This window comes from Aneurinibacillus danicus (assembly GCF_007991215.1).
Lineage (GTDB): Bacteria > Bacillota > Bacilli > Aneurinibacillales > Aneurinibacillaceae > Aneurinibacillus > Aneurinibacillus danicus.
In genome coordinates this window covers 1-14,356 of record NZ_BJXX01000078.1, presented here as the reverse complement: position 1 = coordinate 14,356, position 14,356 = coordinate 1, and the positions used below count along the sequence as shown (strand labels likewise).

Sequence of the window (14,356 nt, the reverse complement as noted above, 5' to 3'; positions counted from 1 at the left end):
CGACTTACACATAACAGGCCCCCGGTCCAAATGCGGCTCGGGGGCTTTCTCGTTCAACCGTATAGTTCGGGACGTCGCTCTTCCAGATAGTTGTAGGCAGTTTTGCTTTTTTCGATGTCCGCAAGATCGATTTGCACGGTGCGGACTTCCCGTTCGCTGTCCGCGCATTCCAGCACAATCTTCCCCTCCGGGTCGACGACAACGCTCTGTCCCCGGTAGACGAATGACTTATGGGCGCCGATGCGGTTGCAGTAGGCGACAAACATATGGTTTTCCATGGCACGAGCCATAGTGAAAGTTCGGTGCGGGACCTCATACGGCGACATGTTGGCGCTTGGCACAAGCAGCATGTGAATTCCCCGTGCGGCCAGCGCTCGCGCCGCCTCCGGAAATTCGATATCAAAGCACACCAGCAGCCCGATCTTCGCTCCATCCACTTCCACATGCACCAGTTCATCTCCCGGTTTTGTCACCTTTTTCTCTCCGGCAAACAGATGCGTCTTTCGATAATACGCAAGCGGAGTCCCGTCTTTTCGGAGAAAACAGGTCGTATTGTATACTGCATCACCCTCGCCAAGCTCCGGGAACGAGTAGACGAGGTACAGAGGAAAAGCCGAGAGTTTTCGCTGGATCCGGCTTAGGCTTTCGCCATTGCGGGACTCGGCCAGCTTGCGCAGCGTTTCCCTGTGGACGAAACCGGTCAGTATGATTTCAGGAAGTACGAGAATATCGGCTCCCTGTGTGTATGCTTCCTCGATCGCCTGCTCTATTTCCCGCAGGTTGGCTTCTTTATCCCCTTCCCTGCACGGAAGCTGCGCCAGCGCAATGTTCCAGGTCTGTTTCATCAATCTCTCTCCCTGCTCTATTCATTTCTTCTTTAAACGTTCGAATTCTTCCTGAAGAGTCATCTCTTCCACCCACATACCGATCCAATGTATACAAGTTCGTTGTGTAGCTTTATGGACTGGCTCTGCGCAAAAATTTAAAATATACGAAAACAAGCAGGATGAGCAAGGATCCAAGCAGAAGAAGATACGGTTTATAGTGTCCCATATAGTACTCAAATACGGTCCACTTCTTCCCCAGCTTCCAGCCCAGCGTGATAAAGGTAAAGACCCAGAACAGGCCGCCTGAATACGCATACAGCGCAAATCTGCGGAAAGGAAGCCGTGCCATACCAGCCAGGTATGGCGTCAGATGCCGGGCGCCCGGAATGAAATAGCCGATAAACAGCAGAAAAGCGCCGAATTTATAAAACAGCCGCTGGGTATACCGAATCTTTTTTCTTCTGATGCCGAACTTCGGACCGAACTTTAGCAGAAAAGGCAGACCGAGCTTGCGGCCCAGAACATAGTTAACGGTCATTCCGCTTATAGAGCCGAAAAGGGCGCACAATAGCGCCGGCATGTATTCCATTCTTCCCGTTGCTATGGTGTATCCGACAAACGTCATCAAAAGCTCATCCGGAATCGGCAGGCCCACAATGCCGCCGACTAAAGCCAGAAAAATGCCGAGGTACCCGAAATGGCCAAGCCATTCGCTAAGTTGATGTTCCATAGAATCCCCTTTTATTTCTCTATTGTCAGTTCCCACATTCTTTCTCTTCCCACACTTAAGCGTATCACAGTGGAATGGCAAAAATCCAATCATTCCTTTGTGACATGACATTGACGATGAAAAAAAAGAAACGTATCGTGGAAAGAAAAGGGAAAGGAAGGAACGTATGATTGCAAATTATTATATCCTCGGCAGTAAAACCAGGCGCCCGGCAAGTAACCGGACAATCTTTACCGACGGAGCGCCCGATGCCACTTTTCGTTCCGATATGGACTTAGAGCTCAGCCACTGGATTCCCAACCGGACGCCCGGTGTGTATAAGGCCGATACGTCAACAGAAATCTGCATGAACTTTCTCAGCCGAAACGATACAAACGACTGGGATCTTGCCGTTAACAATCATGTGGATGTGGATGGCGTACTGGCCGTATTTACTCTGGTACATAGCAAACAAGCGCTGGAGCACCGCAATACGATTGTACAGGCTGCGGAGATGGGCGATTTCTCCGGCTGGGGAGATCTGAAGGCCCAGCGCCTATACCAGGGACTAACGCTCCTCATGGATGATTTAAAAGCGAGCGGAACGGATACGCAGCAGGTATATGAAGCGTGCTTCGAGCGGGCGTTTTCGCTGCTGGAGGGTGCAGAAGACGATCCGCGCATCATGAAGGGCATAGAAGCATTGCAAAGCTCCGTAGCACGGATTGATGCAGGTCATATTATTCGACATGAGATACACAGTCGCTTTGTGCATTACCACATCCCTGCCGCTTTGGCTGAGAAATCGCTTACAAAAGCGTTAAAGGTGCCGGCTTTCAATGAAGCGCTGCAGGACGATATGTGGCTCCATCCGCAGGCGCGAAATCGCCTGGACCAAGAAAAAGTCCAATTGATTTCCGTGGAGACGCCTGACGGATGGTACTATGACTTGTGGTATCCGGGCTACATGTGGGCGGATACTCCTCATTCATGGCGAGCTCCCGGGTTTGTGTTTAACGGAAGCACGAATGGCTACCTGTATGGATATGCTCCGCTGGAGGAAGCGGTGCAGACGCTGCGGCAGGATGAACCTGCGAACGGGGGCTGGACGCTGGCGAAGGAGCTTTCCCCTTTTTCAAGCGTGAAGGGGCGAAACTTCCCGGTGGTACTTTCGTTTCTTTCGGAAGATTATGAGCCTATGGCGAGTCAATTGGCTCCGGACAGGGTAGCGATGATCTTATCCCGGGCATTTTAAAGACCCGAAGGCTTTCCCCTCGGGTCTTTCGTATACAGAAATTAAACATCCTTACCGGGCCGTGTCGCGCGGCGGGAAAGAAAATACGATTTTGCGGCCGTCTTCCGTGATGGCTTCCACGTTAATGTACGTTTTGCTCGGTGCTCGCAGTTGATCGCCAGTTATCCGGTAACGACCTCCACCAAGATCGAACGCCCGGTTTGTTGCGCTATATTCCGGCGGCTCTGCGAACTGTACATACACTTCTCTAAACTTCGGGGCATTTTCAAACCGAATGTCTACGTCATTAAAGCCGGAGACAAATGGAGAAATGCTAGTATACGCCGTAATGCCGTGTTTGGTCACCTTCACGGGCACGCCGCCTGCTTCCGAGGCGAACGGCACAAAATTAATCAATGCGGACGCTACGAGCAACGTCACAATTCCAAGCCCGATTTCCCATTTGATTCTGTGGACAAACCAGCCTGTGCTTTTTTCGGTCCCTTTTTTCACATAGCGCATTTGCAAGTAGCCAAGCAGCACGATGATAAGGACCAGCCCTGCTTTCGTCACTACCGAAGCGCCCCACACGCTGCGGATGAAATCGTTCCAGGACGGAACGTAATCTACTGTCATCGCAATACCGGTCAGAATGACAAGCGCGATGCTGATGAGCGCCCAGCGTGAGAACTCGGCGCCTTTTTCTTTATACCATTTCCATTTTTCTTCTTTCGGTGCTAGCACCACCAGCGCGAACAGACCGCCGAACCAGATGGACAACGCGAACAGATGAATCGTATTCATTATAATGGCCAGCCCGCCGCCGTATTCGGATGAATACGAATGTCCGACAAGCGAGTTCAGCGCCAGCATCACCGCGAGAAACGGCAGGGTCCAACGCGTAAGCGTAATGGCGAAAATCAGCATGAACACAAGAGATTGCACAAGCGGTACCCATCCGATGCGCAGCGTCGCCAGCTCACCAAGAGAAATTTCGGGCAGCGTGGCTTTTCTGACTAAGAACAGTACGAGCGTCGCGGTTGCCGTTAAAAAGTAAATCGGAACCTGCCAGTATTGCCAGCGTTTTTGCGCTTCTTTACTTCGGGCAATAAATTGGACGAATAACGTGCCTCCGAACGACAGGGCCATGCCAAAGAATGCCAGCCAGTTCGGCAGTGTTTCCCGGCTTAGCTGCTCGATCAAGTCTACTCCCCCGCTTTTCAGTGGCGGAGACATTTCCTGCACAGCGAAGTAAATTTGACCCTCCATCTCTTTTTTGTCAGATGTCGGCGTCTTGGCGCTCCATTCTACTCCATACGTTCCGGGCGGTAACGCTTTAACCGGCGTAAGTATCATCTGGCGAGGGTTGTTTGGATCGGTTTTAATCTTACCGTTGCTGTATTCTTTGTTTCGATTGTCGAAAATGGAGGCGTATTCGACCTGTACCGGTTCCGTAAACGTTAGCCGTACTTCTTTAGGGGAAGCGGACAGCAGCGTTCCGTCTCTCGGTGAGGTTTCTGCAAGCTTATACTCTTTTTTCACGGGTGCTGCCGGCTGCTTCGGCTTCTTTACTTCGAATTGAAATGTCTGGGACAGAATGTGCCCGTCCTGCGCGATGACTTTGCTTTTGACAGTATAAACGCCCGCCGGGATATCTGAAACAAGCGGGATGATGACCCGTCGCTTGTTTTTCGGGTCGGCTATCGCTTTTCCCTGTACATTCCGGCCATCCTGGCTCGTTACCGTATTGGTCTTGGCAGGCACATCGACCGGTTGCTTATACCAGATTTCCACCTGTTTCGGTGGCGTTTCAAGCACCGCTCCTTTTTCAGGTATGGTTTTCTCCAATTTAGAGTGCGCCATCGCGGGCGAAGTCCAAAGGAAAAGCCCGGCGATGCTTGCCGCAAGCAAATAGATGAAAAGAATAGGGTATTCCCTTTTTTTTGCTGCAAACATAGTTCTCTCCTTATTGTTTATCTGTTTCACTTCGTTCCGGCTCGTTTACCAGTATTAAAATGCTGTTTATGACACTTATTCATTATAACGATAATTTGTGTGCAATTTGTGTAGAAAATTCGAAGTCTGCGTGACAGATACGAAGCATAAAAAAAGAACCTTCCCGCTGAAAGCGGAAAAAGGCTCCGTGTAAATTTTACCTTAAATGACTGACGATATCCCGGTAATCGACGCGAATGTCGCCCCAAAAGGAGGTATTGTCTTTTACTTCAATGTCGAGTTCTTCATAGATTTCAAGCAGCATGCCGCACAATTGGTACTTCCGGTTTTTATCTGTCTCATTTTTGATATGCGACAGCAGGCGTTGGGCTTCCTCGCGCATCATATGGTGAAAATCAGCGCCTGTTGATGTCCCCATATAAATCCACTCCTGTTTTCTTTGTTCTAGTTCAGATTAACAACCCCATAGAATCACAAAATTTCGACAACCTTTACGACTTCCATTGTACTATCATAATTTAAAAAAATAAATACTGTTATATAACTAAATGCGCTATTCTTGCAAAATATTTTCCCCTTATTTCAGTTTGGCTATCCGTTCTTCCAGGCTTGCCCGCCAGCTGGCTGACAGTTCCGGCACGTCAAGAATGGTTTTTATAGCTTCTATGTTATTTTTATCATGATACTTGATTTGGTTTGCGAAGGTGACTGTGATGCCTGCGGAGTGTTTTTCCAGCCGGTGCAGCGGACCGGCAGCGGATACCCACCCTTCTTTAAGGACCCGGAAATAAAAGCCGGTGAACCCGGTTTGCTGGATGCGCAGCGGAAAGTCCGGTATATTGTAGCGGGCCGCCACCTTATAACAAGGTTGCCGGGGCTGGCTGACCTGCACGATCGCTTCTCCGAATCGGAATATATCACCGATGCATACTTCAGCCTCGCTTAGCCCCATGGTTGTAAGGTTTTCACCAAACGCTCCGTATGCAAGCTTTTGCCCGATTTCCTGCTCCCAATATGCGTAGTGTTCATACGGATATACGCACAATGCTTTGTCTATACCTCCGTGGTGGACAAGGTCGGCCTGTCCGTCTCCCTCCAGGTTAAACAGGGATAAAAATATACGATCTTTCAGCGGGGTTTTGTGAATACCGGTCTCGATTTCCCGCCCCTGATAGACGTGTTTCCGCGGTTTTCCGACATTGAGTGATACGATATGGTTGGACATACGGGTTCTCCTTCTCTTCCTTATACAGAAGTTTTCTTTTCTTCATCATAAGGGTAGATCGGGAGGTGCGCAATGTAGACAGGCAGCAAACAGACATTACAAAAAAGCGCCGTAGAGGCAGGATGCTCCACGGCGCTTTTTTGTAATGCGTATTCAGCCTGAGTTGCTTATCGATTGTTTTGCTTGTATGTAAATCCAATCGAAGCCAGCGCTTGGTGAAGATTGGCGAACGTGTCGGTCTTGCCGAAGTCGATGCCAAGACTCACGACTGTTTGGGCAATTTCCGGCCGGATTCCGCTGAGTTTCGCATCGACGCCGAGCAGACGCAGTGCACTGATAATCTGGAAAATCTGTTGGGCTACAACGGTGTCAATAATCGGCACGCCGGAAAGATCAAGGATAAAATGGTTCAGGCGTAACTCTGCACTTCGCTTCAGCGCCTCTTCCATTAACAGTTTGGCCCGATGCGTATCGATGCTGCCGACAACTGGCAGTACCGCTACACCTTTGGCTACCGGAACAACCGGTACAGATAGTTCGAGCAATGCGAGCTGGGATTTTTTCATTTGTTCATCGTGGTATCGGACAAACGGCAAACTGAAACTGTAAATCACCAGATTCATAATAGCGTCAAAATGAGAAATGATTTCATAGAATTCGCGCAGGGAAAGGTTCATTTTCTCCCCTTCATCGCGGATGACTTCGCCAATGGCAACTCGGTACTGCGGGACCTCATTGAGCATCGCATCCAGCGTGGTACCGAGCATAGCACATGCTGTGCCGGTCTCTTCCCCCCATTCCATCAGGCGGGCGGTGCGTACTTCTTCATCCATGGCCATCGCCTCGCCATACAACTGCACCAGGTTAACACGAAAGTCCCGCAGTTGTTCGGATAAAGGAACAAGTTGAGGATACTTTTCGTTCTGTTCCTTTGTAATCCGTTCCGCCAACTCATGGCGTTTCTCTATAATTTTTCGGCTTAGCTCCTGCAAGTTTCTGCTCATCAGTTGCTCCTCATTCATTGCAATATCATCCATCCTATTATTCTGTTATTTTTCTCTGTGCATTTCCAATCATGCAAAAAAGAATGCAGGTGTTTACTCAGCATGTATTCTCTTTTTATTGTATCGTAAAGAAGGAGCGAAGAAAAAGAGGATATCTTGGCAGCCACTACGAGGAAGGGAATGCATCCGTTGAAAAAATGGGCATCCATTGCATAAAAAGCCGCCGGAGTACGCCCGGCGGCTGAATTCTGCTTATTTCGGCTGCATGCGGATTGCACCGTCAAGACGGATGGTTTCACCGTTCAGCATCGGATTCTCGACGATACTTTGAACAAGGCGCGCGTATTCTGCCGGACGTCCCAGACGGGAGGGAAACGGCACGGAAGCACCGAGCGCGTTGCGAATGTCTTCCGGAATGGTATCGAACATCGGCGTCTCGAACAGGCCGGGCGCGATCGTCATCACGCGGATGCCGTAGCGCGCAAGCTCTCTCGCGATTGGCAGCGTCATGCTGGCGACGCCCCCTTTGGATGCGCTGTACGCCGCCTGTCCAATCTGTCCTTCAAACGCGGCAACCGACGCCGTATTGATAATTACCCCCCTCTCCCCTTCCTCGTTCGGTGTGTTGTCCTTCATTTGGTCCGCTGCGAGGCGGATTACATTAAACGTACCAATAAGGTTGATGGTAATGATCTTTGTAAATACGGATAAATCGTGAGGGCGGTCTTTTTGAATGACTTTTTGCGCGTTTCCGATACCGGCGCAATTGACCGCCAGAGTCAGAGGCCCGAAAGTGTCTGTCGTTTGTTGAATGGCATGTTTTACGTTTTCTTCGCTTGTAACGTCGGTTGGCAGGAACAACGCGCGTTCACCCAATTCCCGGGCTAAACGCTCTCCCTTGTCACCTGCCAGATCGAGAATGGCGGCCTTGCCTCCCTGTTCGATAATGCGGCGCACGGTCGCTTCGCCGAGTCCGGATGCGCCTCCGGTTACGATTGCGGTTTGGTTTGCGAGATTCATAGTGCCTCATCTCCTTTCTCTATTTTTTTCATAGATAACCTCCTCTTATTTCATGCTAGAGCTTTGTGAATGAATAGTCAATTATTATTTTAAAGATTCTAAATATATTGATAAATATTTTATTGAGAAGTTTTTATGATGAATAGATTGTCAAATTGTTTAAAATTTGTATATAATCTTTTTAATTCTTATAATTATACACACATCTGGGGGGTCAAGAGATGAAGCTGTTGAAACATGCAGGGGTTGTATTTCTGATTATTATTATGGGCTTGCTTGTGGTCGCATGCGGTGGAAAAACGGAACAGCCGACCAGCGCACCGGCTGAGAAGAAAGATGAACAGGCGCAGAGTGCTTCCGCACCGGAGAAAAAGACGTACAAAGTTGTGATGCATGCCGAGTTCCCGCCGTTCGAGTATTTGGATCCGAGCGGCAAGCCGGTTGGATTTGAGGTTGATTTGATTAACGAAATGGCGAAAGAAATGGGCTGGAACATCGAAATAAAAAATACAAGCTGGGATGGCGTATTCGAAGAAATTGGAAGCGGAAAAGCAGAACTTGCTATCTCTGGCATCACCATTAAACCGGACCGCGAGAAGCTGTATTTATTCTCCGAGCCGTATTTCCAGGCGAAGCAACTGATTCTTGTTCCAGAAGGTTCGCCGATTAAGAGCTTACAGGACATCAAAGGTCACAAAGTAGGCGTTATGACCTCTACGACCGGCGCACTTATCGTTTCCGACCTACTGGGCAAGGCAAATAAAGATATTCTTCAATACGATGAAATGCCAAGCATGGTTGAAGACCTGTACAACAAGCGTGTAGACGTCGTGGTCGCAGATAACGCGTTCTTGATGGAGCACATGAAGAAAAACCCGAAGCCGGGTTACGTAACAATCGACGATCCGAACATTCCGAAAGAAAACTACGGAATCATGGCTAACAAGAAAGATACCGAGCTGATAAAACAAGTCAATGAAGCGCTAAAAAAAGTAAAAGATAGCGGCAAATATGACGAAATCTACAAAAAGTACTTCGGCGAAGTCAAGTAATGGAAAGCCCCGGCATCTCTTCGGAGAGACCGGGGTTTTCCTTATTTCGAAAAGATATGACTTCCGATTTTCGCCGTTACCGGACGAGAGCGTACCCATTGATTGTCTGTTTTGGCGGGATTGTAGAAAACAAGAGCCGACCGGCTGGGGTCCTTGCCTTTTAACGCTTCCTGTACGGCCTTTATGGTTTCACTGGATGGTTTTGCGCTGTAGATACGCTTGTCCAATACCGGCGAGTACTGATAATAGCTTTTACCGTTTACATTGACGACATGGAAAATGACGTCTTGTATCGTGTCAGGCCATTCCGGGCTGTCGACCCGGTTTAATACGGTGGCCGCGACAGCCACTTTTCCTTCATACGGCTCACCGCCTGCTTCTGCTTCGGTCAACCGGTACAGCCATTGAATGTCTTCCTGGCTATATTTTGAATTTTGCAGCGAATGTATTTGCACAGACGGTTTCGCTGTCATCCGCTGCGTGGAAATAGAGAGGGTAGCGGATGTGTTCCCTTTTATTTCCATGCCCGATTTTTCCGCCGCATACCGCAGTGGAATGTATGTGCCGTCTGCCCGGTCCTTCGTGGTCGTTTTCAAATATTCTCGCTTCCAGGTGCCGCTTTGTTTCGTGTACACATCCGCATAGTTTTTGCCGGACGGAAGCCCGATAATCATATCCCCTTTTTGCAGGGTGACCGCCTGATAGTCTTTGTTCCACCCCACTTTTACACCGGCGTTCATAAAGAATACGGCCGGTACCATCATCGAGTTGTTTTGGATCAGGCTGTTCGTATGTACGGCTCTTCCGTCAACAAGAACGGAGGTGGAAGTGGCGGCTTCCGAGGTATTGATTCCCGCCGTTCCAAGGAAAAAAGCGGCAAGTGTAATAGCAACTACTCTTTTTTTCATATATCTCCCTCCCTTGCCAATATTGTAAGCGAGAAGGAGGTTTACTTTCTATTCATAATATATGGAACAATTGGAATAAATAAGTACTATTACTTCTTCGGAAGTTGCCGCAGCGGATGTTCTATGCTAGTGTAAAAAAATGATTGTGCAGGTGTTTTGCGACACGGGAGTGAAAAGCTGATGAATGAAGCGATAATAAAATGGAACGAACAATGGAAGAGTTACGTCGACCGCATTAAAGACAAGCGGGCTCCGCAGTTATCGGAACGCGGATTTGATTTTCTCTGCATGCTTGAATTCAAAGACGCGTCCGTGCAGCCGTCCGCCAAACTGGCAATGGAGTTTCTCATTCACTGGCGTGGAACAGACTATTGTTTTACATATGAAGACAGCGTCGGCTCGGATTCATGGAAGGTGCACAGTCGGATGGGAACGCGCTCTTACTGGCAGCCGATTACCGACTTCTTCGGCAGTTACGGGGAAGCAAGCGTCATCCGCAAGTGCTTCGCGCAATTCGGAATGGAAGCAATGGCGCGCGACATTCAAGCGTGGAAAGAAGCGGAGTTTGAGCGGTTGTTTACCGAACGGTTCTCCGGCATGCGCATCACAGGGACAAAGCAACACGGGGAGAATATGTACTTCGTACTGGAAGATGGCGAAGAAATTTTGGTAACGTCATTTTATGAGGCGTGTCGGAAAAAGCATCTTAGCCGGTGCAAAGAGGAATAAATCCAGGAAAAGCCGGATGCAACCCCGACATGAAAATCATGGGAGAGAGGCTGACTCTTGTGGTACGAAGGAAAAAAGAGGAAAGACTGAGGAGAGGATTTCAACGGGGAAAAAGGCGAACGCCTTTTTCTTCCCCGGATCTTATTTCTCCCCCCTTCTTTTCTCATAATTTTCACAGAAAAAGAAAATATCCGACAAAGAAGTCGGGTAATAATTAAACGATCGCTTAAAAGATTGAATATTGTTTATTTTTGTATTATTTTGTCGTAAAACCAGCATGATATCCACTGCTGCCGATGAGCCTATCATGTCTTTCCCTCTTCTCTCGCGCCTGTAACATGGCAGGTCTAGAAAATCTTTCGTCAAATTCCATGTCCAATCTATCTATTTTGATAAGCTTTTTTCCCTTAAAAAAAGCCGGGCAATCAACCCGGCGTTCATAATTATCTACTATGGGAGAATATATTTTTACTCTACTATTGCCCACGCAAAGCACACATGCTTACTCGCATAATAGCCGTCCGTTCGACTCTGAAAATAGCGTTCTTGGATATCGGATGGGCTTAGGTTCTCATGAAGACGGAGTCCTAAACTTTCCAGTTCAAAAGCCAGTGTTGACGGGTGAAAGGTCGTTTTAATCGGCTCGCCTATCTTTCGTAAATTCTCCTGTATCTTTTTCACATGTGGAGTAGCTTCTTCTGGTATTAAGTAATCGAAAATAACCGCACTGCCCACGGGGGCAATATCGGCAATGGAACGCAGCGTTGCGAACACTTCGTTTCGGGTTAAATACATTGTGACACCCAGCCAACTAAAAAAACTTTTCGTCTGCAAGTCATACGGAGTTCCCTTGAGTGCATCAGCCAAACTCTCTTTTGTGAAATCCACAGGTACAAAATGAAGATTTGATGGGATTTCCCATTCTAATTCAGCCAGTCGATTAAGTTTGAAGGTCTGTGTGGCCGGGTGGTCAACTTCAAATACCTGAACCTGACTTAGGAGATCCGGACGACGAAAAGCAAAGGTATCCATCCCGGCCCCTAGTATCACATACTGCCCCACCCCTTGTTTTACAGCCTGCTCAAGGTTGTCTTCCGTATATCTTGAACGGCTAAGGACATTAGGTAACCCCATGGCTTGCAATAAATCTCTTCTTTTGTCGGAAGATCGCCCATTCCGTATATCCAGTTTCCTTGAAGTGAAGCGCACGCTCCAGAATTTCATCTGCGGGATGTGTTGGATAAACTGAATAAGGTGCGTATTTTCCCGCCAAACTATAAGCGTATCTTCTGCGGAGCACGGCTGGAGTTCCCCTTATCGGGAAGGTTTTACAACGGAGGTGATAGGAGTCATGGCCAGCATCGACGCGAATGGAGTTTCCCTGCATTACATTGTTCGTGGAAAAGGAGCACCGCTTATTTTTATTCATCCTCCCGTACTGAGCAGTGCAAATTTTACATATCAGCTTGATGAGCTGTCAAAATACTTCACAGTGATTGCTTTTGACATAAGAGGGCATGGGAAAAGCCAGCCTTCTGCACAAACGCTGACCTATTCGCTTGTCGTCGAAGATATGAAGAAAATATTGAATCATCTTACCATAGAGAAGGCTTTCGTCTGCGGTTATTCAGCAGGCGGATCTATCGCCCTTGAGTTTCTGTTAACGGCTCCGGAACGATCGCTGGGCGGCATTCTTATCGGCGGGATATCAGAGGTAAATAGCCGTTGGCTAAAAAATGTAATCTCTCTGGGAGCTTCATGCGCCAGAGCCGGGGCCATCCCTACATTGGCCTGCTCCATTTCCTGGAGCAATTCCGACACTATGGCAATGTTTCGACAGTTATGGAAAGATGCAAAAAAAGCCGATAAAAAAAGCGTCGAAGAGTACTATCGGTATAGTTTAACGTATAACTGCACAAATCGGCTGTGGAGCATCTCCTCTCCTGTCTTGCTGGTATATGGTAAAAACGATATCCCATTCCATGCTTATGGCAGGCTAATCCATCAGAAGCTGCCTCATAGCGAATTTGCCATGATACCAAATGTTAAACATCAAATTCCGACGAAAGCACACGGTGAATTAAACCGTTTAATCAAGAGGTTTGTACATGCGCAACAATAATATTTGCTGCCCGGTAGCTTTCAACGACCACGATCTCACTTTTCTGTATCCTTGTACTCTTGTTCGTATACTTTTACAGTGATTGTTTGCGACATCAGATTCACCCCCTTGTTTTTTGTTGTTCCACATATCGTTTGATTGTCTCGCTTGATACGTTTCCTTCGGTAGAAACGAAATAGGAACGTGTCCATAAACTCGGCAAGTGTCGAAGATGAGGAAATTCCTCTCTCAACTTTTTCGAAGTCACTCCTTTGATTTTTGCCATAATATTGGAAGGACTCAGGTGTGGCAGTGCATGTAGAAACATATGTGTGTGGTCTTTGTCACATTCTAAAGCAACAATGACAATTTCCAATTCTTCGCATATTTCCTTTACCAACTGTTTAAAACGTTCCTCTACATCGGAACGAAGAAATATTTTCCTTCTGTATCGAGGATAAAAAACGAAATGATACTTGATGAAAGATATTGTTGTATGAGTTCTTCTATATTCATTCATACCCACACTGTATCAGTTACACCAACAAACAGCAACAAATAAACAAAAATAGTTGGAACATTTGACGTGGCATAAGGCCACGCCTGTTCCAACCTCACTTTCATCCCCCCTAAAGGAGCGGGCTTTTTCGTTCGGAAAATTCTTTTTTCTCCTTTTTATCTGGCATGCCGTTCAATGATTTCGCGGAACTTCCGGGTCAAGGCGCCATCTTGATTTAACTCGGTTTCATTTAAATAAACGCGTACCAGACGTTCATCCATATTGTACGCTTCTTCCAGCCATCCCAATACTCCTCTGGCCTTGCGATCGATTTCCAGAGCGACTTCCATGCCGTGTTCTTCTACATGGCATACAACTTCGACTTCATCGAGCCGTCCACAGTATTTAGAAGAGGTTGGAACAAATTCAAATTCTTGTACAAACGGAAGGCGGCGCTTGAAGAATGGAGCGTACTCACAATCCGCTTCGCGCAGTTTAAATCCGACCTGGCGGATTGCCTCCAATACTTTTTCCATCCATGGATGCGGAAGCACCCGAATGTAATCTTTATCCCCCGAATCAATTCCGCCCTTAATATCTAAGTCCGTTTTTATCCAGAGGGACACGCTTCCAAGCGTAACAGGCGTATCAAACGGTAAGCGAAACGAGAACGGAAACTCTTTCACTTCTTTTGGCAGAATGGTAAATCCGTTCACTACGCGGTGCGAAACGATAGGAGACTCCTGATATACTTTGCTATCGTCTTTTTCCATCACGTAGCGACTCATGACATACAAATCAATGTCATCCATGTGCTGTTCCACACTGCCTCCACGCACATAGACAGTGCCTGTAACCATGTCGCCGGGACGATACTGTGAGTAATCCAGAACCGTGTCAACTGTAGCGGAACCGATGCCAACGCTTGCCGCTATTTTTTTAAAGAAGGACATCCATCATTTCTCCTTTTTTAAATATTTTTTATGCGCTCTCCTGGCAGTCAGTAAGTTATACGAAGAAAGGAAAAATGAGGTTGCTCTTTTCTGTGAAAATTATGAAAAAAGAAGGAAAGGGAAGAGGAAATAAGATTCA

Annotated in this window: 15 protein-coding genes; 4 read left to right on the top strand and 11 right to left on the bottom strand. The window is 47.6% G+C overall.

Going from position 1 to position 14,356, the window contains the following annotated elements; all coding sequences use genetic code 11:
- Positions 1-53: 53 nt before the first annotated feature.
- Together ADA01nite_RS09230 and ADA01nite_RS09225 are read right to left on the bottom strand one after the other, a co-directional pair.
- Positions 54-845 (bottom strand): carbon-nitrogen hydrolase family protein, encoded by a 792-nt coding sequence (locus tag ADA01nite_RS09230; RefSeq protein WP_146809668.1) that lies wholly within the window; start codon positions 843-845, stop codon positions 54-56.
- Between the two features lie 112 nt (positions 846-957).
- A complete protein-coding gene (locus tag ADA01nite_RS09225; protein ID WP_146809667.1) occupies positions 958-1,557 on the bottom strand; it encodes a DedA family protein in 600 nt (199 codons plus the stop codon).
- A gap of 166 nt (positions 1,558-1,723) precedes the next feature.
- Between ADA01nite_RS09225 and ADA01nite_RS09220 the strand changes: the two genes are divergently transcribed.
- Positions 1,724-2,791: a DUF6687 family protein gene (locus tag ADA01nite_RS09220; protein ID WP_146809666.1), complete on the top strand. Its 1,068-nt coding sequence runs from the start codon at positions 1,724-1,726 to the stop codon at positions 2,789-2,791.
- Between the two features lie 51 nt (positions 2,792-2,842).
- Here the strand turns inward: ADA01nite_RS09220 and ADA01nite_RS09215 are convergent, their stop codons facing one another.
- The 5 genes from ADA01nite_RS09215 to ADA01nite_RS09195 all read right to left on the bottom strand — a co-directional run bounded on the left by ADA01nite_RS09215 (position 2,843) and on the right by ADA01nite_RS09195 (position 7,975).
- Positions 2,843-4,726, bottom strand: coding sequence for a copper resistance CopC/CopD family protein (locus ADA01nite_RS09215; protein WP_146809665.1), 1,884 nt, complete (start codon positions 4,724-4,726; stop codon positions 2,843-2,845).
- Between the two features lie 196 nt (positions 4,727-4,922).
- Entirely contained in the window at positions 4,923-5,144 is a 222-nt protein-coding gene (locus ADA01nite_RS09210) for a hypothetical protein (RefSeq protein WP_146809664.1), read from the bottom strand.
- A gap of 159 nt (positions 5,145-5,303) precedes the next feature.
- Complete coding sequence (locus ADA01nite_RS09205) at positions 5,304-5,951, bottom strand: MOSC domain-containing protein (protein WP_146809663.1); 648 nt, start codon at positions 5,949-5,951, stop codon at positions 5,304-5,306.
- Positions 5,952-6,118: 167 nt separating this feature from the next.
- A complete protein-coding gene (locus tag ADA01nite_RS09200) occupies positions 6,119-6,955 on the bottom strand; it encodes an STAS domain-containing protein (protein WP_170230213.1) in 837 nt (278 codons plus the stop codon).
- 252 nt (positions 6,956-7,207) lie between these two features.
- The gene (locus ADA01nite_RS09195; protein WP_146809661.1) at positions 7,208-7,975 is read right to left on the bottom strand and encodes a 3-hydroxyacyl-CoA dehydrogenase; all 768 of its coding nucleotides are present in this window, start codon (positions 7,973-7,975) and stop codon (positions 7,208-7,210) included.
- Between the two features lie 221 nt (positions 7,976-8,196).
- On the opposite strand from ADA01nite_RS09195, the gene ADA01nite_RS09190 reads away from it, so the two are divergent.
- Positions 8,197-9,027, top strand: a complete 831-nt coding sequence (locus ADA01nite_RS09190) for a basic amino acid ABC transporter substrate-binding protein (protein WP_146809660.1) — start codon at positions 8,197-8,199, stop codon at positions 9,025-9,027.
- 41 nt (positions 9,028-9,068) lie between these two features.
- On the opposite strand, the gene ADA01nite_RS09185 is transcribed toward ADA01nite_RS09190, so the two are convergent.
- Entirely contained in the window at positions 9,069-9,935 is an 867-nt protein-coding gene (locus ADA01nite_RS09185) for a cell wall hydrolase (RefSeq protein WP_146809659.1), read from the bottom strand.
- 180 nt (positions 9,936-10,115) lie between these two features.
- On the opposite strand from ADA01nite_RS09185, the gene ADA01nite_RS09180 reads away from it, so the two are divergent.
- On the top strand, positions 10,116-10,664 hold the full coding sequence (locus ADA01nite_RS09180; protein ID WP_146809658.1) for a hypothetical protein: 549 nt from the start codon (positions 10,116-10,118) through the stop codon (positions 10,662-10,664).
- A gap of 468 nt (positions 10,665-11,132) precedes the next feature.
- On the opposite strand, the gene ADA01nite_RS09175 is transcribed toward ADA01nite_RS09180, so the two are convergent.
- Positions 11,133-11,888, bottom strand: coding sequence for a class I SAM-dependent methyltransferase (locus tag ADA01nite_RS09175; protein WP_503826252.1), 756 nt, complete (start codon positions 11,886-11,888; stop codon positions 11,133-11,135).
- A gap of 127 nt (positions 11,889-12,015) precedes the next feature.
- On the opposite strand from ADA01nite_RS09175, the gene ADA01nite_RS09170 reads away from it, so the two are divergent.
- Entirely contained in the window at positions 12,016-12,786 is a 771-nt protein-coding gene (locus tag ADA01nite_RS09170) for an alpha/beta fold hydrolase (protein ID WP_146809656.1), read from the top strand.
- Positions 12,787-12,886: 100 nt separating this feature from the next.
- Here the strand turns inward: ADA01nite_RS09170 and tnpA are convergent, their stop codons facing one another.
- Positions 12,887-13,285 (bottom strand): IS200/IS605 family transposase, encoded by a 399-nt coding sequence (gene tnpA, locus ADA01nite_RS09165; protein WP_146809690.1) that lies wholly within the window; start codon positions 13,283-13,285, stop codon positions 12,887-12,889.
- Between the two features lie 155 nt (positions 13,286-13,440).
- Positions 13,441-14,217: a sporulation protein gene (locus ADA01nite_RS09160; protein ID WP_146809655.1), complete on the bottom strand. Its 777-nt coding sequence runs from the start codon at positions 14,215-14,217 to the stop codon at positions 13,441-13,443.
- Positions 14,218-14,356: the final 139 nt, after the last annotated feature.

What these genes read in the sequence shown, in the direction of transcription:
- ADA01nite_RS09230 (WP_146809668.1), bottom strand. Translation starts at nt 845, where the DNA reads ATGAAACAGACCTGGAACATTGCGCTGGCGCAGCTTCCGTGCAGGGAA.
- ADA01nite_RS09225 (WP_146809667.1), bottom strand. Translation starts at nt 1,557, where the DNA reads ATGGAACATCAACTTAGCGAATGGCTTGGCCATTTCGGGTACCTCGGC.
- ADA01nite_RS09220 (WP_146809666.1), top strand. Translation starts at nt 1,724, where the DNA reads ATGATTGCAAATTATTATATCCTCGGCAGTAAAACCAGGCGCCCGGCA.
- ADA01nite_RS09215 (WP_146809665.1), bottom strand. Translation starts at nt 4,726, where the DNA reads ATGTTTGCAGCAAAAAAAAGGGAATACCCTATTCTTTTCATCTATTTG.
- ADA01nite_RS09210 (WP_146809664.1), bottom strand. Translation starts at nt 5,144, where the DNA reads ATGGGGACATCAACAGGCGCTGATTTTCACCATATGATGCGCGAGGAA.
- ADA01nite_RS09205 (WP_146809663.1), bottom strand. Translation starts at nt 5,951, where the DNA reads ATGTCCAACCATATCGTATCACTCAATGTCGGAAAACCGCGGAAACAC.
- ADA01nite_RS09200 (WP_170230213.1), bottom strand. Translation starts at nt 6,955, where the DNA reads ATGAGCAGAAACTTGCAGGAGCTAAGCCGAAAAATTATAGAGAAACGC.
- ADA01nite_RS09195 (WP_146809661.1), bottom strand. Translation starts at nt 7,975, where the DNA reads ATGAATCTCGCAAACCAAACCGCAATCGTAACCGGAGGCGCATCCGGA.
- ADA01nite_RS09190 (WP_146809660.1), top strand. Translation starts at nt 8,197, where the DNA reads ATGAAGCTGTTGAAACATGCAGGGGTTGTATTTCTGATTATTATTATG.
- ADA01nite_RS09185 (WP_146809659.1), bottom strand. Translation starts at nt 9,935, where the DNA reads ATGAAAAAAAGAGTAGTTGCTATTACACTTGCCGCTTTTTTCCTTGGA.
- ADA01nite_RS09180 (WP_146809658.1), top strand. Translation starts at nt 10,116, where the DNA reads ATGAATGAAGCGATAATAAAATGGAACGAACAATGGAAGAGTTACGTC.
- ADA01nite_RS09175 (WP_503826252.1), bottom strand. Translation starts at nt 11,888, where the DNA reads ATGAAATTCTGGAGCGTGCGCTTCACTTCAAGGAAACTGGATATACGG.
- ADA01nite_RS09170 (WP_146809656.1), top strand. Translation starts at nt 12,016, where the DNA reads ATGGCCAGCATCGACGCGAATGGAGTTTCCCTGCATTACATTGTTCGT.
- tnpA (WP_146809690.1), bottom strand. Translation starts at nt 13,285, where the DNA reads ATGAATGAATATAGAAGAACTCATACAACAATATCTTTCATCAAGTAT.
- ADA01nite_RS09160 (WP_146809655.1), bottom strand. Translation starts at nt 14,217, where the DNA reads ATGTCCTTCTTTAAAAAAATAGCGGCAAGCGTTGGCATCGGTTCCGCT.